This is a genomic window from Rhodoferax sp. (assembly GCF_030653815.1).
Taxonomy (GTDB): Bacteria; Pseudomonadota; Gammaproteobacteria; order Burkholderiales; family Burkholderiaceae_C; genus Rhodoferax.
Window position 1 is genome coordinate 191,901 of sequence record NZ_JAURYQ010000037.1, and the last position, 25,130, is coordinate 217,030.

The following is a 25,130-nucleotide window of genomic DNA, read 5'->3' on the forward strand; positions in this document are numbered from 1 at the left end:
TGTTCATCAAAAGGGGTTCACGCGGTCACGTAGCCAACAATTTCCAGTCCATACCCGGTCATGCTGGGCATGCGCCGTGGGTTGCCCATCAGGGTCATTTTGTGGACGCCGCATTCGCGCAAAATCTGCGCGCCCACGCCGTAGGTGCGCAAGTCCATGCGGCCGCGCTCCGGGCCGTGGCTGGCCTTGGCGGTGCCGTCAAACTGGGCCAGCAATTGGTCGGGGCTTTCACCGCAGTTCAGGAACACCACCACGCCCTTGCCCTCGGCGGCCACGCGCGACAGGCTGGCGTCCAGGCTCCAGGAGTGCATGGTGCGGCCTACTTCAAGGGCATCAAAGACCGACAACGGCTCGTGCACACGCGCCAGCACGGCTTCATCCGCGCCCCACTGGCCCTTGACCAGCGCCAGGTGCACGCCGTGGGCGGTCTTGTCGCGAAAGGCATGGGCCGTGAATTCGCCAAAAGCGGTTTTCAAGGGTCGCACCCCCACATGCTCGACCAATGACTCGGTACTGCTGCGGTGGTGAATGAGGTCGGCGATGGTGCCAATCTTGAGACCGTGTTCGGCAGCAAAAAGCTGCAGGTCGGGCAGGCGCGCCATGGTGCCGTCGTCTTTCATGATTTCGCAGATCATCGCAGCCGGCTCGCAGCCGGCCATGGCGGCCAGGTCGCAGCCGGCTTCGGTATGGCCCGCGCGCATCAGCACGCCACCTTCGACCGCCTGCAAGGGAAAGATGTGGCCAGGTTGCACCAGGTCCTCGGGTTTGGCCTTGCGGGCCACGGCCACCTGGATGGTCTGGGCCCGGTCGGCGGCCGAAATGCCGGTGGTGACGCCCTCGGCGGCTTCGATGGAGACGGTAAAAGCAGTGCCTTTTTTGTCGCCATTGCGTGCCGTCATGGGCGGCAGTTGCAGTAGTTCGCAACGTTCGCGGGTCAGCGTCAGGCAGATCAGGCCGCGGCCAAACCGGGCCATGAAGTTGACCGCGTCGGCGGTCACGTGTTCAGCGGCCATGACCAGGTCGCCTTCGTTTTCACGGTCTTCTTCGTCAACCAGAATGACCATGCGCCCGGCGCGCAGGTCGGCGACGATGTCTTCAACAGGGGAAATGGCAACGGGATGAGGCTGTGTCATGCAATGATTCAAAGGGTTGGGTGTCGAAAATCAGGACCAGCGAGTGCAAGCGCCACAAGGGCGTGTTTGGCCGATCAATTGCACCGATTATCCGGGATTGTGGTTTGGGTTAGGCTAGACCCCAGATTTCAGGAGACGATACATGGCGATTGGATGGTTGACCGTACTCAAGATGGTGCCTTGGGGCGATGTGATCGAGAATGCACCCAAGGTGGCCACGGGCGCCAAAAAATTGTGGCAGACCGTGGGCAAGAAACCTGTGGCAGCCGCGCCGGTCTCACCCGCGCGTGAGGTATTGCGTGCTGAGTCGCCTGCGGTTGCAGCGCTGCAATCGCAGGTGGCCGAGCTGCAAACGGCCGTGGCCGATCTGCACCAGCAGATGCTGGTATCCAGCGAGCTGATCCAGTCGCTGGCCGACCAGAACACCCAACTCATCAAGCGGGTCGAGGTGAACCGGGTGCGTGTGTTGTGGCTCATGGCTGGGGTATCGGTCCTGGCGCTGGCGTTGGCCAGCCGCTTTTTTTAGAGTCTCACTCCTAGCCCGCTTTCGGCCTTTCCGGTTAAGCTGCCTGTTGCCTTCAGTCGCGCCAGGCAGGGCTGCTTTGATTTTTTTACAGGAAGTTTCATGGTCACCTACCCCCATTTGTTCGAGCCGCTGGATCTGGGCTTCACCACGCTGCCCAACCGCGTCATCATGGGCTCGATGCACGTCGGACTCGAAGAGGTCAAGGACGGCTTTGCCCGCATGGCCGCCTTTTATGCCGAGCGTGCGCGTGGCGGGGTCGGCCTCATCGTCACCGGCGGCATCGCACCCAACGACCGTGGCCGCCCCATGCCGGGTGGTGCGCGCCTGACCACCCCCGAGGAAGCCGCCAAACACCGGCCGGTGACCGACGCGGTGCATCAGGCCGGCGGCAAGATCGCCATGCAAATCCTGCACTTTGGCCGCTACGCCTACCACGAGCAGCTGGTGGCACCCAGCGCGCTGCAGGCCCCCATCAACCCGATGAAACCCAGGGCACTCAGCGGCGAAGAAGTGGTCCAGACCATCGACGACTTCGTGCGCTGCGCCGCGCTGGCCCAAAGCGCCGGTTACGACGGTGTCGAGATCATGGGCAGCGAGGGCTATTTACTCAATGAATTCATTGCCGCGCGCACCAACCAGCGTGACGACGAATGGGGCGGCAGCTACGCCAAGCGCATCCGGTTCCCGCTGGAGATCGTGCGCCGCACGCGCGAAAAAGTGGGCGCCAACTTCATCATCATCTACCGCCTGTCGATGCTCGATCTGGTCGAAGGTGGCTCTACGCTTGACGAGGTGATTGAGCTCGCGCAAGCCATCGAAGCCGCGGGCGCCAGCATCATCAACACCGGCATCGGCTGGCACGAGGCGCGTATTCCCACCATCGCCACCAAGGTACCGCGTGCCGCCTGGGCCTGGGTCACGCGGCAGCTCAAGGGCAAGGTGGGCATTCCGCTGGTGGCCACCAACCGCATCAACACGCCCGAGGTGGCCGAGCAACTGCTGGCTGACGGCTTTTGCGACCTGGTGTCGATGGCACGGCCGTTCCTGGCCGACCCGCTGTTCATGCAAAAAGCGGCAGCGGGCAAGGCCGACGAGATCAACACCTGCATCGGCTGCAACCAGGCCTGCCTGGACCACACCTTTGCCGGCAAGATCACCAGCTGCCTGGTGAATCCGCGCGCCTGCCACGAAACCCTGATCAACATCACGCCTGCCGTCAATCGCGACAAAATCGCCGTGGTCGGCGCCGGTCCGGCCGGTTTGAGTTTTGCCACGGCCGCGGCCCAATGCGGGTTTGACGTGACCCTGTTCGATGCGGCCAGCGAAATCGGAGGCCAGTTCAACATCGCCAAGCAGGTGCCCGGCAAGGAAGAGTTTTACGAGACCTTGCGCTATTACGGCAAGCAGATCAGGCTGACGGGTGTGTCGCTCCGGCTCAACACCCGCGTCACCGCCTGGGACCTGATTGCGGGCGATTTCAAACACGTGGTGCTGGCCACTGGCGTGACACCACGCACCCCCCCCATTGACGGCATCAACCACCCCAAAGTGCTCGGTTACCTCGATGTACTGCGCGACAAGCAACGAGTAGGCAAAACGGTGGCCTTGATCGGTGCCGGTGGCATTGGCTTCGACACCGCCGAATTCCTGCTGCACGAGGGCACCAGCCCGAGCCTGGACCAGGCCAAGTTTTTTGCCGAGTGGGGCGTCGACACCGCCTACGGCACGCGCGGCGGCCTGGCGCCGGCCCACATCGAGGCCAGCCCACGCAAGCTGTACCTGCTGCAGCGCAAGGCCAGCAAGGTGGGTGAGGGCCTGGGCAAGACCACCGGCTGGATCCACCGCACCTCATTGAAGAACCGCCATGTCGAGATGTTCGCTGGCGTGACTTATCGAAAGATTGACGACGCCGGCCTGCACATCACTGTGGGCGAGCGTGACATGACGCTGCCGGTGGACAACGTCATCATTTGCGCCGGCCAGGAGCCGCAGCGCGAACTGCAGGCCGACTTGCTCGCCGCCGGCCTGTCCGTGCACCTGATCGGCGGCGCCTCTGAAGCGGCCGAGCTTGATGCCAAACGCGCCATCAAACAGGGTCTGGAACTGGCTGTGGCGCTGGCCTCAGGCAAGACCCCCAGCGTTAAAAAGCCAAGCCAGCCAGCACCCACCGGCGAGCCACAGCACAGCGCTGACAACACCAGTAAGCGCACCGTTAGCAACAGTGCCTCGTCCTATGAAACCCTCACGGTCAGTCTGGTCGACCACATTGCCACCATCCGCCTGAACCGTCCGGACAAGGCCAATGCCATGAACCTGGTCATGTGGCACGAGATTCGCCAGGCCTTCAAGTGGGTCGATGCCACCCCGGAGGCGCGCGTGGCGATTCTGGAAGGTGAGGGCAAGCTCTTCACCAGCGGCATCGACCTGCAGATGATGATGGGCATGGGCGACCAGATCCAGAACGACTGCGAGGCCCGCACCCGCGAAAACCTGCGCCAGGTCATTCTCGACCTGCAAGACACCCTGACCAGCCTGGAGCGCTGCCGCAAGCCGGTGCTGGCCGCCATTCACGGTGCCTGCGTGGGCGGCGGGATTGATTTGATTTGTTGTGCCGACATGCGTTACTGCGCCAGTGATGCAATTTTTAGCATCAAGGAAATTGACATCGGCATGACCGCCGATGTCGGCACCCTGCAGCGCTTGCCCAAGCTGGTGGGCGAAGGCATGGCGCGAGAACTGGCCTACACCGGGCGCAAGTTCGATGCCGCCGAGGCGCTGCAGATGAAGCTGGTGAACCATGTATTTGAGTCGCGTGAAGCCTTGCAGGCGGGTGTGCGCGAACTGGCAGCCAGCATTGCCACCAAGTCGCCGCTGGTGGTGCGGGGCGTGAAGGAAATGATCACCTATGCGCGTGATCACTCGGTGGCCGACGGCCTGAACTACGTGGCCACCTGGAACGCCGCCATGCTGCTCAGCAACGACCTGCAGGAAGCCATGATGGCCAACATGGGCAAACGTGCCCCGAAATTCAAGGACTGAGGGCGCCGGACGGCCTCAAATCAGGCTGTCATCGCTGTTCAAGGCGGCATCAAGCCGCTGCAACAGCTGTTTCAGCTTGAACGTTTCGCCGGCCTGCGACGCATCGCTCGACAGCGTGTCCGGCGTGTTTGTCTTGACTTGCTCTGGCGTGTCGAAGGCCAGGTTGAGCGCCGCCAGCACGGCGATGCGGTCGCGTGAACGCACCTTGCCGGCTTCACGGATCTTGCACATGGCGTCGTCGACGCGGGCGACCACATTCAAAAGCCTGGCCTCTCCGCCTTCCGGGCAGCCGAGCATGTAGCTCTGGCCCATGATGTTGACCTCAAGCTGTTTCATTGGGAACCTCTGGGCGTCGTGGCTGGGCTGGGGTTGGCTTCAGGCAGCCGGGCCAGCAGCACGTCAACACGTGCCCGTGCTGCGCTCAAACGCGATTTGAGCGAGTCACGCTCTTGCGTCAGTGAATCGATTTCCTGGTAAAGCAGGGCATTGGTTCGCTTGAGCTCTTCGTAACGCAGCAACAAGCGGTCCACCCGTTCGGTAATTTGATCAATGGGGGTCAGGTCTGACATAAGTCTGCATTGTAGGATCGTGGTTCGGTATTTTAGGGAGGGGCAGGCGCTTAAATAACGCGTCAAAACAACAGTCTTTTGCGGTTGGTGACTAATGACCAAATGGTTATTAAAATCGTTTTCGCGTCAAATCACTCAAGTGGTCCGCAGAGGCTTCACATCTACCGGGAATGAACAAACATGGTCAAGGATTCAGTTTTCAAAGGGGGCCTTCTGCTGGTGCTTTCGGCCGTTCTGGCCGCTTGCTCCAAGCCGGCGCCGCCTGCTGAGCCGGTGCGTTCGGTCAAGCTGATCACCGTGGGTGTGCAAAGCGCAGGCAGTCAGCTGGAATACGCTGGCGAGGTCCGCGCCCGGGTCGAATCGACGCTGGGCTTTCGCGTCGGTGGCAAGTTGCTGGAGCGCCCGGTCGAGGCCGGCCAACGTGTCAAGACCGGGCAATTGCTGGCCCGGCTCGATGCCCAAGACCTCGGGCTCGCCGCTGACGCGGCCCGCGCCCAGGTGGCCGCCGCGCGCACCACCCGCGACCTGGCCGCGGCAGATTTCAAGCGCTACAGCGAACTCAAAAACCAGGGCTTCATCGGCAGTGCTGAACTGGAGCGGCGCGAGGCCGGTTTCAAGTCTGCCCAGGCGCAGCTCGATCAGGCGCAGGCGCAACTCTCGGCTCAAGGCAACCTGGCCGCTTATGCCAGCCTGGTTGCCGATGCTCCCGGTGTGGTGACGGCCGTGCTGGCCGAGCGTGGCCAGGTGCTGGCGGCTGGTACCCCGGTGCTGCAACTGGCACACGACGGCGCGCGCGACGTGGTGTTTTCCGTGCCCGAAGACAAGGTGGCTGCCATCAAGGTGGGTACGCCGGCCCAGGTGCGGGCCTGGTCGGCGCCCGGTCTTCACCCCGGCGTGGTGCGCGAGGTTGCCGCCAGCGCCGACCCCGTGACCCGCACTTTCACCGTCAAGGCCGCCCTGCAGACCACGGATCCCCTTGCCCTGGGCAGCACAGTGTCGGTGCTGCCGCAGGCCTTGCAGTCGGCCGGCACGCCGGTCATCAAGCTGCCCACCAGCGCCCTGTGGCAGCAGGGCCAGGCCACTGCGGTCTGGGTGTTCGACCCGGGCAGCATGACCGTCAGGGCGCAAACGGTGCAAATTGCCACTGCCGACGGCAACGACGTGGTGGTATCCGCTGGTTTGCAGCCGGGCATGCAAGTGGTGGTGGCCGGCGTGCATGTGCTGGCGCCTGGTCAAAAGGTCACGCGCTACCAGGCCAGCGCCTCGCCCGACACCACCAGCCAGGCGCAAACCGTGCCCGGCAATTCGGCGCCTGCCAAGTGAGCTGTTCATGAGTGAAACGCACCTGCAACCTGAAAAAGGTTTCAACCTCTCGCGCTGGGCCATTGAGCACGCGCCGCTGACGCGGTTTCTGATGATTGTGCTGATGGTGCTGGGCGCCGCCAGCTATTTCCAGCTGGGGCAGGACGAGGACCCGCCGTTCACCTTTCGCGCCATGGTGGTGCGCGCTTACTGGCCGGGGGCCAGCGCCCAGCAAATGGCCGAGCAGGTCACCGACAAGCTCGAGCGCACTTTGCAGGAAGTGCTCCATGCCGACAAGATCCGCAGCTACTCCAAACCCGGCGAGACCCAGATTATTTTCCAGATTGAGGACTCCGCCCGTGGCGACAGCGTGGCCACTGCGTGGGACCAAGTGCGCAAGAAGGTCGGCGACATGCGGGGCACGCTGCCCCAGGGTGTGGTGGGGCCCTATTTCAACGATGATTTTGGCGACGTCTACGGCGTCATTTATGCCTTGCAGGCGCCGGGTTTCAGCAACGCCGAAGTCAAGACCTTTGCCGACGACGTGCGTCAGCAACTGCTGCGGGTGCCCGATGTGGCCAAGGTTGAATTGTTTGGCGTGCAGGATGAAAAACTGTACATTGAAATCTCGCAACAGCGGCTGGCCCAACTGGGGCTTGACCTCAATGCGGTGCTGGCCCAGCTGAACCAGCAAAACGCGGTGGTTTCAGCCGGCAGCGTGCAAACGCCGCTCGATGTGCTGCAGGTGCGCGTGGCCGGCCAGTTCAAGGCGGTCGAAGACCTGCGCGCCATGCCGATACGCGCCGGCAGCCGCCAGCTGCGCCTGGGCGACATTGCCGACATCAAGCGCGACTATGTCGACCCGCCCACGGTCAAGGTGCATTTTCAGGGCGAGCCGGTGATCGCCTTGGGGGTGTCGATGAGCAAGGGCGGTGACATCATCGCGCTGGGCAAGGCCTTGACTGAAGCCGTCCAGCACATCGAGAAAACCCTGCCGCTGGGCGTGTCGTTGGGCCAGATCCAGGATCAGCCCAAGTCGGTGGCCACCTCGGTCAATGAATTCGTCAAGGTGCTGATCGAGGCCGTGGCCATTGTGCTGGCAGTCAGCGTCATCAGCCTCGGGTTGCACCAGCGCCCCGGCAAGCAGCCCTTGTGGAAGCGCTGGACGCTCGACATACGTCCCGGTCTGGTGGTGGGCATCACCATTCCGCTGGTGCTGGCCATGACTTTCCTGGCCATGAACTACTGGGGCATCGGCCTGCACAAGATATCGCTGGGCTCGCTCATCATTGCGTTGGGCCTGCTGGTCGACGATGCCATCATTGCGGTGGAAATGATGGTGCGCAAAATGGAAGAGGGCGTTGAGAAGGTCCGCGCTGCCACCTTTGCGTATGAAATCACGGCCATGCCCATGCTCACCGGCACGCTCATCACCGCCGCCGGCTTTTTGCCCATCGGCCTGGCCAAAAGCAGCACCGGCGAGTACACCTTTGCCATCTTTGCGGTCACGGTGATTGCGCTGGTTCTGAGCTGGATCGTGTCGGTGTATTTTGTGCCTTACCTGGGCACGCGCTTGCTCAAGGCGCCACCGCATGTGCTGGCCGCAGGTCGGACGCATGAGGCCGGCCACGCCCCGGCGCATGACATGTACGACACACCCTTTTACCGTGCCTTTCGCCGTGCCCTGAATACTTGCATTCGCCACCGCTGGCTCACTATCAGCGCCACGCTGGCCTTGTTGGGGTTGGGCGTTGTCGGCATGGGCCAGGTGCAGCAGCAATTTTTCCCCGATTCCAGCCGGCCGGAAATCACGGTTGAATTGTGGTCGGCCGAAGGCACCGCGTTTGCCGCCACCGAAGACGTCGCCAAACGGGTCGAGACCCACCTGATGGCCGAGCCCGGGGTGACCTCGGTCACGCAATGGATCGGCTCCGGTGTGCCGCGCTTTTATTTGCCGCTGGAGCAGGTTTTTCCGCAGACCAATGTGTCTCAGCTCATTGTGCTGCCCAAGGACCTGCCCACACGTGAGGCCCTGCTGCGCAAGCTGCCGGTCTTGCTGGCGCAGGAGTTCCCCGAGGTGCGCGGCCGCGTCAAGCTGCTGGCCAATGGCCCGCCGGTGCCGTACCCGGTGCAGTTTCGCGTGATCGGGCTTGACCCGCTACTGCTGCGCGAGCGCGCCGACGAGGTCAAGGCCGTCATGCGCCAGAGCGCCAACACCCGCGGTGTCAATGACAACTGGAACGAGTCGATCAAGGTCATGCGCCTGGAGGTAGACCAGGACAAGGCGCGCGCGCTCGGCGTGACCAGCCAGTCCATCGCCCAGGCCGCCAAAACCATCCTGAGCGGCACCACCGTGGGCCAGTACCGCGAGGGCGACTTGCTTGTCGACATGGTGCTGCGCCAGCCGCTTGATGAGCGCAACGCCATCACCGACATTGCCAACGCCTACCTGCCCACCGCGTCGGGCCGGTCGATTCCGCTGACGCAAATCGCCAAACCCGTGTTTACCTGGGAGCCCGGCGTGATGTGGCGCGAAGGCGGCGACTACGCCATCACCGTGCAAAGCGACATTGCCGAAGGTCTGCAGGGTGCCACCGTGTCCGCGCAACTCCTGCCCGAGCTCAAAAATCTTGAAGCTCGCTGGGCGCAAGCCGGGCAGGGCGTCTATCGCATCGAAGTGGCCGGCGCCGTGGCCGAGAGCGCCAAGGGTTCGTCCAGCATCGTGGCGGGCATTCCCGTCATGCTGTTCATCACTTTCACGCTGCTGATGCTGCAACTGCACAGCTTCAGCCGCGCAGTATTGGTGTTTTTGACCGGACCGATGGGCATTGCCGGTGTCGCCGGCGCGCTGCTGCTGTTGAATCGCCCGTTCGGCTTTGTTGCGCTGCTCGGCGTGATTGCCCTGATGGGCATGATTCAGCGCAACTCGGTCATCCTGATCGACCAGATTGAGCACGACCGCGCCCGTGGTGTGCCGGCCTGGGAGGCCATTGTGGAATCAACTGTGCGCCGCTTGCGTCCGATTGTGCTGACCGCTGCGGCTGCCGTGCTGGCCATGATTCCGCTGTCGCGCTCGGTGTTCTGGGGGCCGATGGCGGTGGCCATCATGGGCGGGCTGGTGGTGGCCACGGTGCTCACGCTGCTGGCCTTGCCGGCGATGTACGCGGCCTGGTTCAGGGTTTCGCCCAGCAGCCGCTGAATGACTTGTTGCGGGTGCAGGCATTTAGGGTGGCTGCGCGGGTTAAAATCTTGAGTTGACCTATTCAAGGGGTGGTTTGAAGGACCGCCCTGTTCAGTTTGCGCGGGTGGCGAAATTGGTAGACGCACCAGGTTTAGGTCCTGACGCTGGCAACAGTGTGCGGGTTCGAGTCCCGCCCCGCGCACCACGGAGAGAATTTGCTTGACAGGGCGCTGCTGTGCTGCAGCCGTGCACTGTCTTTTATTTTGTGTAATTTGGAGTAACACCATGGCAGTCGTAGTTGAGACCCTTGAAAAATTAGAGCGCAAGATGCTGCTGAGCATGCCGGTTGCGTCGATTCAATCTGAAGTGACGGCGCGCCTGAAAAAGCTGGCACGCACCGTGAAGATGGACGGTTTCCGTCCGGGCAAAGTGCCGATGAACGTGGTGGCGCAGCGTTATGGCTACAACGTGCAGTATGAGGTCATGAACGACAAGGTGGGCGAGGCCTTTGCCAATGCCGCCAACGAAGCCAAGCTGCGTGTCGCGGGCCAGCCCAAAATCAGCGAAAAAGAAGGCGCCCCGGAAGGCGAGTTGACCTTTGAAGCCGTCTTTGAGGTTTACCCCGAAGTCAAGATTGGCGACCTGAGCACGGCCGAAGTCGAAAAGGTCACGACCGAAGTGTCGGACGCCGCCATTGACAAGACCGTGGACATCCTGCGCAAGCAACGCCGTACCTTCTCGCAGCGTCCTCAAGATGCGGCAGCCGAGGACGGTGACCGCCTCACGGTGGACTTCGAAGGCAAGATCGATGGCGAGCCCTTTGAGGGCGGCAAGGCCGAAGGCTTCCAGTTCATCCTGGGCGACGGCCAGATGCTCAAGGAGTTTGAAGAAGCGTCGCGCGGTATGAAAACCGGTGAAAGCAAGACTTTCCCGCTGGCTTTCCCGGCTGACTACCATGGCAAGGATGTGGCTGGCAAGACGGCTGATTTCATGGTCACGGTCAAGAAGATCGAAGCAGCGCACCTGCCCGAAGTCAACGAGGCACTGGCAAAGTCCCTGGGCATTGAAGACGCGTCGGTTGACGGCTTGCGTACCGACATCAAGAAAAATCTCGACCGCGAAGTCAAGTTCCGCCTGCTGGCGCGTAACAAGACCGCCGTGATGGACGCTTTGGTGGCCAAGGCGGAACTGGATTTGCCCAATGCCAGCGTGCAGGCCGAAATGCAGCGCCTGCTGGAAGGCGCTCGTGCCGACCTGAAACAGCGCGGCATCAAGGACGCCGACAAAGTGAGCATCCCCGAGGACGTGTTCCGTCCGCAGGCGGAGCGTCGTGTGCGCCTGGGCCTGGTGGTGGCTGAGCTGGTGCGTGCCAACAACCTGCAAGCCACCATGGACCAGATCAAGGCCCACATTCAGGAGCTGGCAGCCAGCTACGAAAAACCCAGCGAGGTGGAGCGCTGGTATTTTGGCGACAACAACCGTCTGGCCGAAGTGGAAGCCATTGTTCTGGAAAACAACGTGACCGATTTTGTGATGTCCAAGGCCAAGGTCAGCGAGAAGGCAGTCAGCTTCGATGAGTTGATGGCGCAAAACTGAATTTTTTGACGTTTTGATGGTGGTATGGGGCTTGTGCCGGGCTTTAAGTCCGGCATTCAAGCCCCATTTGCTTACAGGCCATGTTTTTTTAGCTACAGTAGTAGCAAATTTTTGGAGTCATGATGAATTTTGAAATGAGCGCAATGGATACACAGGGTCTGGGCATGGTGCCCATGGTGATTGAGCAGTCGGGCCGCGGCGAGCGCTCTTATGACATCTATTCCCGTTTGCTCAAGGAGCGTGTGATTTTCCTGGTGGGTCCGGTCAATGATTACGTGGCCAACCTGGTGGTGGCGCAGTTGTTGTTTCTGGAAAGCGAAAACCCTGACAAAGACATTTCGTTCTACATCAACTCCCCCGGCGGTTCAGTCAGCGCCGGCATGGCGATTTACGATACCATGAATTTCATCAAGCCACAGGTTTCCACGCTGTGCACCGGCATGGCTGCCAGCATGGGTGCTTTCCTGTTGGCTGCTGGTGAAAAGGGCAAGCGCTTTTGCCTGCCCAACGCCAAAATCATGATCCACCAGCCTTCGGGCGGCAGCCAAGGCCAGGCCACAGAAATCGAAATTGCGGCGCGTGAAATTTTGAAGACGCGCGAGCAGCTCAACCGGATTTTGGCTGAGCGCACGGGTCAGCCGCTGGAACGCATTGCGCGTGACACCGAGCGCGACTACTACATGACGGCGCAGGAAACCCAGGAATATGGTCTGATTGACCAGGTTATCACCAAGAGGGCATAAGGTCATGGCTAAAGGCTCTTCCGGAGAGAAAACCCTGTACTGCTCGTTTTGCGGCAAGAGTCAGCATGAGGTCAAGAAACTGATTGCGGGTCCGTCGGTGTTTGTCTGCGACGAATGCATCGAACTCTGCAACGAAATCATTCGCGACGAGTTGCCGGCGACCACCGAGACATCTGAGAAAACCGATCTGCCGACACCCGCCGAGATCAAGGCCAATCTGGACAACTATGTGATCGGTCAGGAAGCCGCCAAACGCATTCTGGCGGTGGCGGTGTACAACCATTACAAGCGGCTGCGGCATCAGGAAAAGTCGAGCAAGGACGAGGTCGAGCTGTCCAAGAGCAATATCTTGCTGATCGGCCCCACCGGTTCCGGCAAGACGCTGTTGGCCCAGACCCTGGCGCGCATGCTCGACGTGCCCTTTGTGATGGCAGACGCCACCACACTCACTGAGGCGGGTTATGTGGGTGAAGACGTCGAAAACATCGTGCTCAAGCTGCTGCAAAGCTGCAACTACGAGGTCGAGCGGGCGCAGCGCGGCATTGTCTACATCGACGAGATCGACAAGATTTCGCGCAAGTCCGACAACCCGTCCATCACCCGTGATGTCTCGGGTGAAGGCGTGCAGCAGGCGCTGCTCAAGCTGATCGAAGGCACCATGGCCAGTGTGCCGCCGCAAGGTGGGCGCAAGCATCCCAACCAGGATTTTGTTCAGGTCAATACCACCAACATCCTGTTCATTTGCGGTGGCGCGTTCTCGGGTCTGGAAAAAGTCATTGACAACCGCACCGAGTCCTCCGGCATCGGTTTTGGTGCAGCGGTCAAGAGCAAGCAAAACCGCAACCTGACCGAGGTGTTCAAGGAAGTCGAACCCGAGGACTTGATCAAGTTCGGCTTGATTCCTGAATTGGTGGGTCGCATGCCGGTGGTGGCTACCCTGGGCGAACTCAGTGAAGAGACGCTGGTGCAAATTTTGACCGAGCCGAAAAATGCCCTGGTGAAACAGTACAGCAAACTGCTCGCCATGGAAGGCGTCGAGCTTGAAATTCGCCCTAGCGCGCTGAAAGCCATTGCCAAAAAGGCGCTGGCCCGTAAAACCGGTGCCCGCGGTTTACGCTCGATCCTTGAATTGGCGCTGATCGACACCATGTTCGATCTACCCAATGTCTCCAACGTCGAAAAAGTTGTGCTGGACGAGTCCACGATCGAGGAAAACAAGGCGCCTTTGCTGGTTTACCGTGAAGTCGCCAAGCAAGCCTGATGTAATTTCATACCGGTAACAGAAGGATTTTTATGTCTGGCCATCCCAATTTACCTGCCATCCCTGTGGATCTGCCCTTGTTGCCTTTGCGTGATGTGGTCGTTTTTCCGCACATGGTGATCCCGCTTTTTGTCGGGCGCCCCAAGAGCATCAAGGCGCTCGAGGCCGCCATGGGCGCCGAGCGCCGCATCATGTTGGTGGCCCAAAAAGCGGCTGCCAAAGATGATCCGGTGGTCTCTGACATGTTTGACATGGGCTGCATTTCCACCATTTTGCAAATGCTCAAATTGCCCGACGGTACCGTCAAGGTGCTGGTGGAAGGCCAGCAGCGCGCTGTGGTGAACCACATTGAAGACGGTGAAATGCATTTCACCGCCACCGTGACGCCGGTGGAGTTGCCGGCCGAGCCCGAGGCCAAGACCAAGGCCCAGATCAGCGAGATTGAAGCCTTGCGCCGCGCCGTGATGCAGCAGTTTGACCAGTACGTCAAGCTCAACAAAAAGATTCCGCCTGAAATCCTGACTTCGATCTCAAGCATTGATGATCCGGGTCGCCTGGCCGATACCATTGCTGCGCATTTGCCGCTGAAGCTGGAGAGCAAACAGGCTGTGCTCGACCTCGCCAGCGTGCGTGATCGTCTGGAAAACCTCTTTGCGCAAATCGACCGTGAGGTGGACATCCTCAATGTCGACAAGAAAATCCGTGGTCGCGTCAAGCGGCAAATGGAAAAGAACCAGCGCGATTTTTATTTGAACGAACAGGTCAAGGCCATTCAGAAAGAGCTGGGCGAGGGCGAAGACGGCGCTGACATCGACGAGATCGAGAAGAAGATCAAGGCCGCCAAGATGCCCAAGGACGCCCTGAAAAAGGCGCAAGGCGAACTCAAGAAACTCAAGCTGATGTCACCCATGTCGGCCGAGGCCACGGTGATCCGTAACTACATCGACGTGCTCACCGGTCTGCCCTGGGCTGGCAAGACCAAGATCAAACACAACCTGGCCAACGCTGAAACGGTGCTCAATGAAGACCATTACGGGCTGGACAAGGTGAAAGACCGCATCCTGGAATACCTCGCGGTGCAGCAGCGCGTGGACAAGGTCAAGGCCCCCATTCTTTGCCTGGTCGGACCGCCTGGCGTGGGCAAGACCTCGCTGGGGCAGTCGATCGCCAAGGCCACCGGGCGCAAGTACGTGCGCATGGCGCTGGGCGGCATGCGCGACGAGGCCGAGATTCGCGGTCACCGCCGCACCTACATTGGTGCCATGCCGGGCAAGGTGCTGCAAAGTCTGAGCAAGGTCGGCACGCGCAACCCCTTGTTCCTGCTCGACGAAATCGACAAGCTGGGTACCGACTTCCGCGGTGATCCGTCCAGCGCTTTGCTTGAAGTGCTCGACCCCGAGCAAAACCACAAGTTTGCCGATCATTACGTTGAGGTCGACTTTGATCTGAGCGATGTCATGTTTGTGGCCACCTCCAACTCCATGAACATTCCGCCAGCGCTGCTGGACCGGATGGAAGTGATTCGTTTGTCGGGCTACACCGAAGACGAGAAAACCAACATTGCGCTGCGCTACCTGTTGCCCAAACAACTGGGTAATAACGGGGTCAAGGAAGCCGAGTTGCAGGTGACGGAGGATGCGGTGCGCGATATCGTGCGCTACTACACCCGCGAGGCGGGTGTGCGCTCGCTGGAGCGGGAAATATCCAAAATCTGCCGCAAGGTGGTCAAGGGTCTGCAACTCAAGCAAATGACCGCGCAAGTGGTCGTTTCTGCCGCCAATTTGAGCGAATTTTTGGGGGTGCGTAAATTTGATTACGGCCGCGCCGAAAAGATAAACCAGGTGGGACAGGTGGTGGGTCTGGCCTGGACCGAGGTGGGTGGTGACTTGCTCACCATCGAGGCGGCCATGGTGCCTGGCAAGGGCGTCATTACCCGCACGGGTTCGCTCGGTGATGTGATGAAGGAGTCGGTGGAGGCAGCCCGCACCGTGGTGCGCAGCCGTTCGCACCGGCTCGGTATCAAGGATGAATTTTTCGAGAAGAAGGACATTCACATCCACGTGCCTGATGGCGCGACGCCCAAAGACGGTCCCAGTGCCGGTGCCGCCATGACCACCGCGTTTGTGTCGGCCATGACCGGTATCCCGGTGCGTTGCGGTGTCGCCATGACCGGTGAAATCACGCTGCGCGGTGAAGTCACTGCCATTGGTGGCCTGAAGGAAAAGTTGCTTGCGGCACTGCGCGGCGGTATCAAGACCGTGCTGATCCCGGAAGACAATGCCAAAGACCTGCAGGAAATTCCTGAAAACGTGAAGAACGGGCTGGAAATCGTGCCGGTGCGCTGGATCGACAAGGTGCTTGAAATTGCGCTGGAACGCATGCCAACGGCCTTGCCCGAAGACGCATCAACCGGTGCTGCTGCGACAGAAATTGCCTTGACGGCACCGGCCTCGGTTGAGGCGGTAAAACATTGAGAAAAATGATCGCTCCAGAGCTGAAAGCTTGAAAATTACCTTATAATTTAGGGCTTGTAACGCGGGATTAGCTCAGTTGGTAGAGCGATACCTTGCCAAGGTATAGGTCGAGAGTTCGAGTCTCTTATCCCGCTCCAGTTTTTTATCTGGTGCTGATCTTGTTGGCACCATTTGCGGGAATAGCTCAGTTGGTAGAGCGATACCTTGCCAAGGTATAGGTCGAGAGTTCGAGTCTCTTTTCCCGCTCCAGTTTTTTAAAAAGGGAAGCACTGCTTCCCTTTTTTTGCAAAAACATCGGCGCGATAGCAAATCGGTTATGCAACGGATTGCAAATCCGTCTAGCCCAGTTCGACTCTGGGTCGCGCCTCCAGTTATTTTGTTGTCAATCAAGCCTCGTAATTTTTATTGACGAGGCTTTTTTGTTTGACAATACGCCTGTTGCCCGAGTGGTGGAATGGTTTACACAGCAGACTTAAAATCTGTCCCCCGTCAGGGGTTGCCGGTTCGAGTCCGGCCTCGGGCACCATCCATGCGTCACAGCGCCTGACAGCCAGTAGCTCATCCGGATAGAGCACGAACCTTCTAAGTTCGGGGTAGGGGGTTCGAGTCCCTCCTGGCTGGCCAAAAAAAAGCAGGTTGTTCGCCTGCTTTTTTATTTTCCGCGGCTGCCGGGACAGCCTGACTGGCTCAGCTCTCCACCACGGCTACTGCCGTCTGGCTGACGCCGCAATCCACATACGAAATTTGACCGGTCATGCCGGAAGCCAGATCGCTGAGCAGGAAGGCCGCCACGTTGCCAACTTCGTCGATGGTCACGTTGCGCTTGAGCGGGGATGCCGCCGCCGAGATGCCCAGCAGCTTGCCAAAGTCCTTGATGCCGCTGGCCGCCAGCGTCTTGACGGCGCCGGCGCTCAGGCCATTGACACGAATGCCTTTGGCGCCGACCGCATCAGCCAGGTAGCGCACCGATGATTCGAGCGACGCCTTGGCCAGGCCCATGGTGTTATAGCTCGGCACCACGCGCACGCCACCCAGGTAGGTCAGGGTCAGCAGCGACGCGGTGTTGCTCAGGTAGGGCAGGGCGGCTTTGGCCATGCCAGGAAAGCTGTAGGCGCTGATGTCGTGCGCAATGCGGAAATTCTCGCGCGTCAGACCATCCAGAAAGTTCCCGGCGATGGCTTCGCGCGGGGCAAAACCGATGCTGTGCACAAACCCGTCAAAGGTGGGCCAGTGCTGCGACAGGTCCTTGAACAACTTGTCGATCTGCTCGTCCGAGCTCACGTCGCAGTCAAAAATCAGCGTGGAATTGAAGTCAGCGGCAAATTCGGTGATGCGATCCTTGAAGCGCTCCCCCACGTAGCTGAACGCCAGCTCGGCACCCTGCGCGTGACAGGCCTTGGCAATGCCGTAGGCAATGGAGCGGTTGGACAACACGCCGGTGATCAGAAATTTTTTGCCTGTCAGGAAACCCATAGTAGCCTCTGCTTTTTCAATTGATTTGATGCAGAATTGTCGCATGCGTCGACTGTTTTTTTTGTTCTTCCTGAGTTGGGTGTCTCCTTTATGGGCGGCGCACGGCTACGCACTCTGGGGCGACCTGAAATACCCGGCCAATTTCGCCCATTTCGACTATGTCAACCCGGCTGCGCCCAAGGGCGGTGAACTGCGTCTGGTGAGCAACCTGCGGGTCTCCACCTTTGACAAGTACAACCCGTTCACCATCAAGGGTTCGGCCCCGGCCTACCTGGCTGACCTGATGTTTGACAGCTTGTTGACCGGTTCCCTGGACGAGACCGGTTCCGGCTATGGTTTGCTGGCGCAGGACGTGGTGGTGGCTGCGGACGGCCTGAGTGCCACTTTCACGCTGCGTCCCGAAGCCCGCTTTCACAATGGGGACCCGGTGTTGGCCGCCGATGTGAAGTACAGCTTTGACATGCTGATGGGCCCCTTTACTTCTCCGGCCTACAAGACCATTCTTTTTGATGTGGCGGGTCTGGATGTGCTGGACGAGCGCAGCGTGCGCTACCGCTTCAAGAAGCCCAACCGCGAACTGCCGCTGACCGTGGGCGGCTTACCGGTCTTCAGCCGGGCTTGGGGTGCCGAGGCCGGCAAGCCCAAACCGTTTGACCAGATCGTCACCGATGTGCCCATCGGCAGCGGGCCCTACAAAATCGGCCCGGTCCGTTTTGGCAAAGACATCACCTATGTGCGCGATGCCAATTACTGGGCCAAGGACCTCCATGTGCGACGTGGCACAGCCAATTTCGACCGCATCACGGTCAAGATTTACAAGGACGGCACGGCCCGTCTGGAGGCCCTGAAAGCGGGCGAATTTGATTTGATGCGTTTTTTCTCAGCCGGTGACTGGGCGCGCCGCGTCAACGGCAAGCGCTTTGATTCGGGTGAACTGGTCAAGCGGGAATACCAGCACCGCCTGCCCACGGGATTTCAGAGCTATGTGCTCAACACGCGGCGTGAGCTGTTCAAGGATGTGCGCGTGCGCCAGGCGTTGGGTCTGGCATTGGACTACGAGTGGCTGAACCGGCAACTTTTTTACAACGCCTACCAGCGCGTCAACGGCTTGTTTGGCAACACCGACTGCCAAGCCAGCGGCGTGCCTTCAGCACAGGAACTCGCCTTGCTGGCGCCATGGCGCAGCAGTGTGCCCGCCGAGGTCTTTGGCCCCATGACGCAGCCTCCACGCACCGATGCGCCTTCCAGCCTGCGCGCCAATTTGCGCCAGGCCCAAGCCTTGTTGAATGCCGCGGGCTGGCAGGTGCGCGATGGCAAGTTGCGCAACGCCCAAGGCCAGCTGTTCGAGATCGAGTACCTCGACAGCAACGAAGGCTCGGCAAGGGTGGTGACACCGTGGGCGCGCAACCTGGAGAAACTGGGTATCACGCTGAACTTTCGTCCGGTGGACTTTGCCCTGTACCAGCAGCGTCTGCAAAAATTCGAGTTCGACATCACCTCGTTGGCCTACGGTGGCACCCACAATCCGGGCCAGGAGTACGCCGATCTGTTTGGTTCCCAAGCGGCGGAGCAGGAGGACTCCGGCAACCTGGCGGGGGTCAAGAACCCGGCGGTCGATGCCTTGATCAGCGCCATGACCCGTGCCACCTCCAAGGCCGAACTGCTGCCGGCCTGTCGCGCGCTGGAACGCGTGATTGCCCACAGCCATGTGCTCGTGCCACAGTGGTCTGCGGCGACCCACCGCATCGTCTTCAACAGCTGGCGGTTGAGCCAGCCCGCCGCCATGCCCCCGTATTCCCAAGGCGAAGGCTGGGCCATTGACACCTGGTGGGCAAAGCCCTTAGCCAAATAAATCATGCTGAGCTACATTCTCAAACGCCTGTTGTTGATGATCCCCACGCTGTTCGGGGTGCTGTTGCTCACCTTTGTGGTGATCCAGTTCGTGCCGGGCGGCCCGGTGGAGCAGTATTTGGCCGAGGCCAAGGCCGGCACCGGCAAAGGCGCTACGGCAGAGAGCGGCGGCTTGAGCTACCGGGGTGCGCAGGGGGTGGACCCGAAACGCATCGAGCAGATCAAGGCGCTCTATGGCTTTGACAAACCCGCCCATGAGCGCTTTGTGCAGATGCTGGGCCAGTTTGCGCGTTTTGATCTCGGCAAGAGTTTTTTCCAGAACAAAAGCGTGTCGGAGCTCATGTGGGAAAAGTTGCCGGTGTCGATCAGCCTGGGCTTGTGGACGTTTTTTATCAGCTACCTGATTGCCGTGCCGCTGGGTGTGGCCAAGGCGGTACGCGCTGGCTCGCGTTTCGATTTTGTGACCACGCTGCTGGTGCTGCTGGGCTACGCCATTCCGGGCTTTGTGCTGGGTGTCGCGCTGCTGGTGATTTTTGGTGGCCAGTTGCAGTGGTTTCCGCTGCGCGGCCTGACCAGCAGCAACTGGGACGAGTTGAGCTGGGGCGCGCGTGTGGTGGACTACCTGTGGCACATTGCGATGCCGGTCACGGCCATGGTGCTGGGCAGCTTTGCCGTGACCACCATGCTGACCAAGAATGCCTTCCTGGAAGAGATTCGCAAGCAATATGTGGTCACCGCGCGGGCCAAGGGTCTGGATGAGCGCCAGGTGCTGTGGGGCCATGTGTTTCGCAATGCGCTGATCCCCATCATCACCGGTTTCCCAGCGGCCTTCATCGGCGCTTTCTTCACAGGCTCGTTGCTCATCGAGACCCTGTTTTCCCTCGACGGCCTGGGCCTGCTGAGCTACGAGAGCGTGATCCGGCGTGATTACCCGGTGGTGCTGGGCACCCTGTTTTTCTTTACCCTGATCGGCTTGGTGACCAAGCTGATTTCAGATTTGTCTTATGTCTGGGTGGACCCCCGTGTCAAGTTTGACTAAGCCCCCTGCCAACAGCCTGAGCCCAGGCCAGCGCGCCTGGCTGCGCTTCAAGCGCAACCGGCTGGGTTATTGGAGCCTGGTGCTTTTTTGTGTGCTGGTGGGCCTGAGTTTGATGGCCGAGCTGATCAGCAACGACCGGCCCTTGGCTGTCCGCTACCAGGGTGAAACCTATTTCCCCATGGTCAAAGACTATTCAGAGAAGACCTTTGGTGGCGACTTTGACACACCCACCGATTACCTGGATCCGTTCATTCGCGAACGACTGAGTCAGAACGGCAACTGGGCGCTGTTTGCTCCCAACCCCTATGGCGCCAAAACGCTTAACTATTTTGCCAAGGCGCCCAACCCGTCACCGCCCACAACAGACAACTGGCTGGGCACCGATGACCGCGGCCGCGACTTGCTGGCGCAACTTGTCTATGGTTTCCGGGTCAGCGTGCTGTTCGCCCTGGCGCTGACCTTCACCGGGACGCTGCTGGGTATTCTGACTGGCGCCATCCAGGGGTTTTTTGGTGGCAAAACTGACCTGGCGTTCCAGCGTTTCATTGAAATCTGGGGTGCCATGCCCGAGTTGTACCTGCTGATCATTTTCAGCGCGGTGTTTGCGCCCAGTCTATCCCTGCTGCTGATTTTGCTGAGCCTGTTTGGCTGGATGGGCTTGTCCGATTACGTGCGGGCCGAATTTTTGCGCAATCGCCAACTTGACTACGTGCGCGCCGCGCGCTCAATGGGCGTGAGTAACTGGCACATCATCCGGCGCCACCTGTTGCCCAACAGCATGACACCAGTGGTGACTTTTTTGCCGTTTCGCATGAGTGGCGCCATTCTGGCGCTGACCTCGCTGGACTTTCTGGGTTTGGGCGTGCCGCCCGGTACGCCGTCGCTGGGCGAGTTGTTGTCGCAAGGTAAGAACAACATCGACGCCTGGTGGATTTCGCTGGCCACTTTTGCTGTGCTGGTGGTGACCCTGCTGCTGCTCACATTCATGGGTGACGCGCTGCGCGATGCGTTGGACCCGCGCAAGGCAGACAGCGTATGACGACGATACCCTTGCTGGAGGTGCGTGACCTGTCGGTGTCGTTTGCCGGCACCGAGGTGGTGCATGGCATTGATTTCGCTATTGCGCCGGGTGAGCGGGTGGCGCTGGTGGGGGAGTCCGGTTCCGGGAAAACAGTGTCTGCCCTGAGCCTGTTGCGCCTGGTGGCCAATGCCAAGCTGGGCGGTCAGGCCTTGTTCAACGGCCAGGACTTGCTGGCGATGCCGGAGCCTGAGCTGCGTGCATTGCGCGGCCGTGACATCGCCATGATTTTTCAGGAGCCCATGACGGCGCTCAACCCGTTGATGGCGGTGGGTGACCAGATTGCCGAGGTGCTCGCCTTGAAGACGGCGCTGAGCAAAACACAAATGGCGCAAAAAGTCATCGAGTTGCTGGCGGAGACCGGCATTCCGGAGCCGGCGCGTCGTGCCCGGGCTTTCCCGCACCAACTCAGTGGGGGCCAACGCCAGCGCGTCATGATCGCCATGGCGCTGGCTTGCCAGCCCAAGCTGTTGCTGGCCGATGAACCCACCACCGCGCTGGATGTGAGCCTGCGTGGCCAGATTCTGGAGCTGCTGGTGCGCTTGCAGCAAAGCCACGGCATGGCCGTGCTGTTGATCACCCACGACCTGAACCTGGTGCGGCGCTTTGCCGACCGCATCATCGTGATGGAAAACGGCTTGGTGGTGGAGCAGGGCCCCACCGCCGAGGTTTTTGCCAGACCGCAGCACGCCTATACCCAAGGTTTGATTGCGAGCAAACCGGTGCGTGATGTGGTGGAGGAAGGTTCATCAAGACCCTTGATGGCGGCCAAGGGCTTGCGCGTGGTTTACCCGACCCCGCTGGCGGGTATGCGTGGCTGGTTCAAGCACGGCGAGTTTGTGGCGGTGCAGGGAGCCAGTTTTGACGTCCTGGTTGGGCAAACCCTGGGCGTCATGGGCGAATCGGGCTCAGGCAAGTCGACGCTCGCGTTGGCCGCCCTGGGGCTTTTGCCGTTTCAGGGCGAATTGAAGATTGCGGGTGACGCCTGGAGCGCCCATGCGGCGCGCAACAAGGCCTTGCGGCGCCAGGTGCAGGTGGTGTTTCAGGACCCGTTTTCGTCCTTGTCACCGCGCATGACGGTGGAGGAAATCGTTGGGGAGGGTCTCGGGGTGCATGCGCCCGCGCTTTCCAGGCATGAGCGCCAGCAGCTGGTGATGGCGGCCCTGCGCGATGTCGGGCTGGGCACGGCTGACGATGCCGCCATGCTGCAGACTTTGCAGCGTTATCCTCATGAGTTTTCGGGTGGCCAGCGTCAGCGGCTGGCGATTGCGCGGGCCTTGATCATCCAGCCCGACATGCTGGTGCTTGACGAGCCGACCAGTGCGCTGGACGTGACGGTGCAAAAACAGGTGCTGCAGTTGCTGCAGAAGTTGCAGCGCGAACGCGGTTTGAGCTACCTGCTGATCACCCACGATGTGGACGTGATCCGGGCCATGGCGCATGCGGTGCTGGTGATGAAGGACGGCGCCGTGGTCGAGTCGGGTCCGGTGGACCAGGTGCTGGCGCAGCCGCAGCACGAGTACACCCGGATTTTGGTCAGCGCTGCTGGGTAAATCCTTGAAAATCAAGGGCTTTCCCTTATATTTTCAGATATAATCCTGCCTTCACGACCAAACGGGCGAGTCACTTCCGCCCGTTTTTTTTGGTCGATTGTTTTTGACAAAGTGAGTAATTTGGGGTTTTGGTGGCGCTAAAAGACATTGTTGAGCAAACGGTAGCTGGCTTGGGCTATGACCTGGTGGAGATTGATCGCTCCGCCGGTGGCTTGCTGCGCATCACCATTGACTTGCCTTGGTCGCCCCCTGTTCTTGATGGGGTGCAAGCTGCCCCGGTGGATCAATTTGTCACGGTGGAAGATTGCGAAAAAGTCACGCGCCAGCTGCAATACGCGCTGGAAGTCGATGAGGTGGATTACAAGCGTCTTGAGGTGTCATCGCCTGGCATTGATCGCCCGTTGCGCCATGACCAGGACTTTGAGCGTTTTGTCGGTCATGTGGTCGATGTCACGCTCAAGATGCCTTTGGGTAGCGCGGCGGCGGGGCAAGTCAGCCCGACCCGCAAGAAATTTCGTGGTGTGCTGGAGCGGGTTGAGGCTGCGGCCGATGCGTCGCCCCAGGCTGAGCGCCCTTGGCAAATTGTTTGGCGCGATGAGCCGGTGACCAAGCCGGGTCAGAAAATCAGTAAAAAAAGGCCGCCTGCGCCGACGCAGGCACTGGGTTTTGTGTTGAGCGAGTTGAAAGAGGCGCGCTTGGCACCCATTGTGAGTTTCAAGGGTCGCGCGCAAGCGCCTGACCTTGAGCCACAAGCATCAGATTTGAATTGAAACAGGAGAGACATGGCATGAATCGCGAAATGTTAATGTTGGTTGACGCCATCTCACGCGAGAAAAACGTGGAGCGTGATGTTGTTTTTGGCGCCGTGGAAGCGGCTTTGGCGCAAGCCACCAAAAAACTTTACTCGGGTGAAGTTGATATCCGTGTTGCGCTCGACCGCGACACCGGCAACTACGAGACCTTCCGTCGCTGGCATGTGGTGCCCGATGAAGCCGGTCTGCAGTTGCCTGACCAGGAAATTCTTTTGTTTGAAGCCAAAGAACAGATTTCCGACATCGAGGTTGACGAGTACATCGAGGAAACCATCGAGTCCTTGCCGATTGGCCGCATTGGTGCCATGGCGGCCAAACAGGTCATCCTGCAAAAGATTCGTGATGCCGAGCGTGAAATGTTGCTCAACGACTTCATGTCGCGCGGCGACAAGATTTTTGTCGGCACCGTCAAGCGCATGGACAAGGGTGATCTGATTGTCGAGTCGGGTCGGGTTGAAGGCCGTCTGCGCCGCAACGAGATGATCCCCAAGGAAAATTTCCGCACCGGCGACCGCGTGCGCGCCATGATCATGGAAGTCGACTTGACCCTGCGTGGTGCGCCCATCGTGTTGTCGCGCTCGGCCCCTGAGTTCATGAAGGAACTGTTTCGCAATGAAGTTCCCGAGATCGAGCAGGGCCTGCTCGAAATCAAGTCCTGCGCCCGTGACGCTGGCTCACGCGCCAAGATTGCCGTCCTGTCGCATGACAAGCGGATCGACCCCATCGGCACCTGTGTCGGTGTGCGCGGCACGCGTGTCAACGCCGTCACCACCGAACTCGCTGGCGAGCGTGTGGACATTGTGTTGTGGAGCGAAGACCCGGCGCAATTTGTCATCGGTGCGCTGGCGCCGGCCAATGTCAGCAGCATCGTGGTGGATGAAGAGCGCCATGCCATGGATGTGGTGGTGGACGAGGAAAATCTGGCCATCGCCATTGGTCGCGGCGGTCAAAATGTGCGTCTGGCGGCCGAGCTGACCGGTTGGAAAATCAACATCCTCGATGCTGCGGAATCCGCTGAAAAGCAGGCCAGCGAAGTTGATGAGAGCCGCCGCTTGTTCATGGAAAAGCTTGACGTGGACGAGGAAATCGCCGATTTGCTGATTGCCGAGGGCTTTACCAGCCTGGAGCAGGTGGCTTATGTACCGCTTGAAGAAATGCTCGAAATCGAGAGCTTTGACGAAGACACCGTGAGCGAACTGCGTACCCGCGCCAAAGACGCCTTGTTGACGATGGAGATCGCCATTGAGGAAAATGTGGGTGGCGTGGCGACGGAGCTGCGTGATCTGGAAGGCATGACGACCGAGTTGATCGCCAAGCTGGCGGACAACGGCGTCCATGTGCTGGATGACCTGGCCGACCTGGCGGTGGATGAGCTCACCGACATCACCGGTCAATCTGCTGACGAGGCCACGGCCTTGATCATGAAGGCCCGTGAACATTGGTTCGCCAATGACGCACCTTCCAAAGAGTGAAAATCATGAATTCAAAGTTGAAGTAAAG

General features: G+C 60.1%; 17 protein-coding genes, 6 tRNA genes and 2 pseudogenes. 21 read left to right on the forward strand and 4 right to left on the reverse strand.

Going from position 1 to position 25,130, the window contains the following annotated elements; translation table 11 throughout:
- Positions 1-17: 17 nt before the first annotated feature.
- Positions 18-1,133, reverse strand: a complete 1,116-nt coding sequence (ribBA, locus tag Q7U49_RS14175) for a bifunctional 3,4-dihydroxy-2-butanone-4-phosphate synthase/GTP cyclohydrolase II (protein ID WP_304765005.1) — start codon at positions 1,131-1,133, stop codon at positions 18-20.
- A gap of 142 nt (positions 1,134-1,275) precedes the next feature.
- Between ribBA and Q7U49_RS14180 the strand changes: the two genes are divergently transcribed.
- The 3 genes and pseudogenes from Q7U49_RS14180 to Q7U49_RS14190 form a co-directional block, all read left to right on the forward strand.
- Complete coding sequence (locus Q7U49_RS14180; RefSeq protein WP_304765007.1) at positions 1,276-1,659, forward strand: hypothetical protein; 384 nt, start codon at positions 1,276-1,278, stop codon at positions 1,657-1,659.
- A 99-nt stretch (positions 1,660-1,758) separates the two neighbouring features.
- Positions 1,759-3,777 (forward strand): annotated as a pseudogene (locus Q7U49_RS14185) (FAD-dependent oxidoreductase); the annotation flags it as partial.
- A 120-nt stretch (positions 3,778-3,897) separates the two neighbouring features.
- Positions 3,898-4,698, forward strand: a pseudogene (locus Q7U49_RS14190) (crotonase/enoyl-CoA hydratase family protein); the annotation flags it as partial.
- A 15-nt stretch (positions 4,699-4,713) separates the two neighbouring features.
- Here the strand turns inward: Q7U49_RS14190 and Q7U49_RS14195 are convergent.
- Both Q7U49_RS14195 and Q7U49_RS14200 read right to left on the reverse strand, forming a co-directional pair.
- On the reverse strand, positions 4,714-5,034 hold the full coding sequence (locus Q7U49_RS14195; RefSeq protein WP_304765009.1) for a cell division protein ZapA: 321 nt from the start codon (positions 5,032-5,034) through the stop codon (positions 4,714-4,716).
- Positions 5,031-5,267, reverse strand: a complete 237-nt coding sequence (locus Q7U49_RS14200; RefSeq protein ID WP_304765012.1) for a DUF904 domain-containing protein — start codon at positions 5,265-5,267, stop codon at positions 5,031-5,033. Before Q7U49_RS14200 ends, Q7U49_RS14195 begins: the two co-directional genes overlap by 4 nt.
- 180 nt (positions 5,268-5,447) lie before the next feature.
- On the opposite strand from Q7U49_RS14200, the gene Q7U49_RS14205 reads away from it, so the two are divergent.
- The 12 genes from Q7U49_RS14205 to Q7U49_RS14260 all read left to right on the forward strand — a co-directional run bounded on the left by Q7U49_RS14205 (position 5,448) and on the right by Q7U49_RS14260 (position 16,448).
- Positions 5,448-6,590, forward strand: a complete 1,143-nt coding sequence (locus Q7U49_RS14205) for an efflux RND transporter periplasmic adaptor subunit (protein WP_304765014.1) — start codon at positions 5,448-5,450, stop codon at positions 6,588-6,590.
- Between the two features lie 7 nt (positions 6,591-6,597).
- Positions 6,598-9,768, forward strand: a complete 3,171-nt coding sequence (locus Q7U49_RS14210) for an efflux RND transporter permease subunit (protein WP_304765016.1) — start codon at positions 6,598-6,600, stop codon at positions 9,766-9,768.
- 100 nt (positions 9,769-9,868) lie between these two features.
- A tRNA-Leu gene (locus Q7U49_RS14215) sits at positions 9,869-9,955 on the forward strand.
- Between the two features lie 80 nt (positions 9,956-10,035).
- Positions 10,036-11,346 carry a trigger factor gene (gene tig / locus Q7U49_RS14220; protein WP_304765019.1) on the forward strand — a complete coding sequence of 437 codons (1,311 nt, stop codon included), beginning with the start codon at positions 10,036-10,038 and terminating at the stop codon, positions 11,344-11,346.
- A gap of 134 nt (positions 11,347-11,480) precedes the next feature.
- Positions 11,481-12,089: an ATP-dependent Clp endopeptidase proteolytic subunit ClpP gene (gene clpP, locus Q7U49_RS14225; RefSeq protein ID WP_304765021.1), complete on the forward strand. Its 609-nt coding sequence runs from the start codon at positions 11,481-11,483 to the stop codon at positions 12,087-12,089.
- Positions 12,090-12,093: 4 nt separating this feature from the next.
- Positions 12,094-13,350 (forward strand): ATP-dependent Clp protease ATP-binding subunit ClpX, encoded by a 1,257-nt coding sequence (clpX, locus tag Q7U49_RS14230; RefSeq protein ID WP_304765027.1) that lies wholly within the window; start codon positions 12,094-12,096, stop codon positions 13,348-13,350.
- Between the two features lie 32 nt (positions 13,351-13,382).
- Positions 13,383-15,824: an endopeptidase La gene (gene lon, locus Q7U49_RS14235; RefSeq protein WP_304765030.1), complete on the forward strand. Its 2,442-nt coding sequence runs from the start codon at positions 13,383-13,385 to the stop codon at positions 15,822-15,824.
- 61 nt (positions 15,825-15,885) lie between these two features.
- Positions 15,886-15,961 (forward strand) — tRNA-Gly (locus Q7U49_RS14240).
- Positions 15,962-15,997: 36 nt separating this feature from the next.
- Positions 15,998-16,073: transfer RNA gene (locus Q7U49_RS14245), tRNA-Gly, on the forward strand.
- A 47-nt stretch (positions 16,074-16,120) separates the two neighbouring features.
- A tRNA-Cys gene (locus tag Q7U49_RS14250) sits at positions 16,121-16,194 on the forward strand.
- A gap of 70 nt (positions 16,195-16,264) precedes the next feature.
- Positions 16,265-16,350: transfer RNA gene (locus Q7U49_RS14255), tRNA-Leu, on the forward strand.
- A 21-nt stretch (positions 16,351-16,371) separates the two neighbouring features.
- Positions 16,372-16,448: transfer RNA gene (locus tag Q7U49_RS14260), tRNA-Arg, on the forward strand.
- Between the two features lie 63 nt (positions 16,449-16,511).
- Here Q7U49_RS14260 and fabI read toward each other — a convergent pair.
- Positions 16,512-17,297 (reverse strand): enoyl-ACP reductase FabI, encoded by a 786-nt coding sequence (gene fabI, locus Q7U49_RS14265; protein ID WP_304765033.1) that lies wholly within the window; start codon positions 17,295-17,297, stop codon positions 16,512-16,514.
- Between the two features lie 43 nt (positions 17,298-17,340).
- Here fabI and Q7U49_RS14270 point away from each other — a divergent pair, with 43 nt between their 5' ends.
- From Q7U49_RS14270 to nusA, 6 genes are all read left to right on the forward strand, one after another.
- Positions 17,341-19,149 (forward strand): extracellular solute-binding protein, encoded by a 1,809-nt coding sequence (locus Q7U49_RS14270; protein WP_304765036.1) that lies wholly within the window; start codon positions 17,341-17,343, stop codon positions 19,147-19,149.
- Positions 19,150-19,152: 3 nt separating this feature from the next.
- Positions 19,153-20,187 (forward strand): microcin C ABC transporter permease YejB, encoded by a 1,035-nt coding sequence (locus Q7U49_RS14275; protein ID WP_304765039.1) that lies wholly within the window; start codon positions 19,153-19,155, stop codon positions 20,185-20,187.
- Positions 20,153-21,226 (forward strand): ABC transporter permease, encoded by a 1,074-nt coding sequence (locus tag Q7U49_RS14280; protein WP_304765041.1) that lies wholly within the window; start codon positions 20,153-20,155, stop codon positions 21,224-21,226. The genes Q7U49_RS14275 and Q7U49_RS14280 overlap by 35 nt, the downstream gene beginning before the upstream one ends.
- Positions 21,223-22,818 carry an ABC transporter ATP-binding protein gene (locus tag Q7U49_RS14285; RefSeq protein WP_304765044.1) on the forward strand — a complete coding sequence of 532 codons (1,596 nt, stop codon included), beginning with the start codon at positions 21,223-21,225 and terminating at the stop codon, positions 22,816-22,818. Before Q7U49_RS14280 ends, Q7U49_RS14285 begins: the two co-directional genes overlap by 4 nt.
- 131 nt (positions 22,819-22,949) lie before the next feature.
- Complete coding sequence (rimP, locus tag Q7U49_RS14290; RefSeq protein ID WP_304765047.1) at positions 22,950-23,588, forward strand: ribosome maturation factor RimP; 639 nt, start codon at positions 22,950-22,952, stop codon at positions 23,586-23,588.
- A gap of 17 nt (positions 23,589-23,605) precedes the next feature.
- Entirely contained in the window at positions 23,606-25,102 is a 1,497-nt protein-coding gene (gene nusA, locus Q7U49_RS14295) for a transcription termination factor NusA (RefSeq protein ID WP_304765050.1), read from the forward strand.
- Positions 25,103-25,130: the final 28 nt, after the last annotated feature.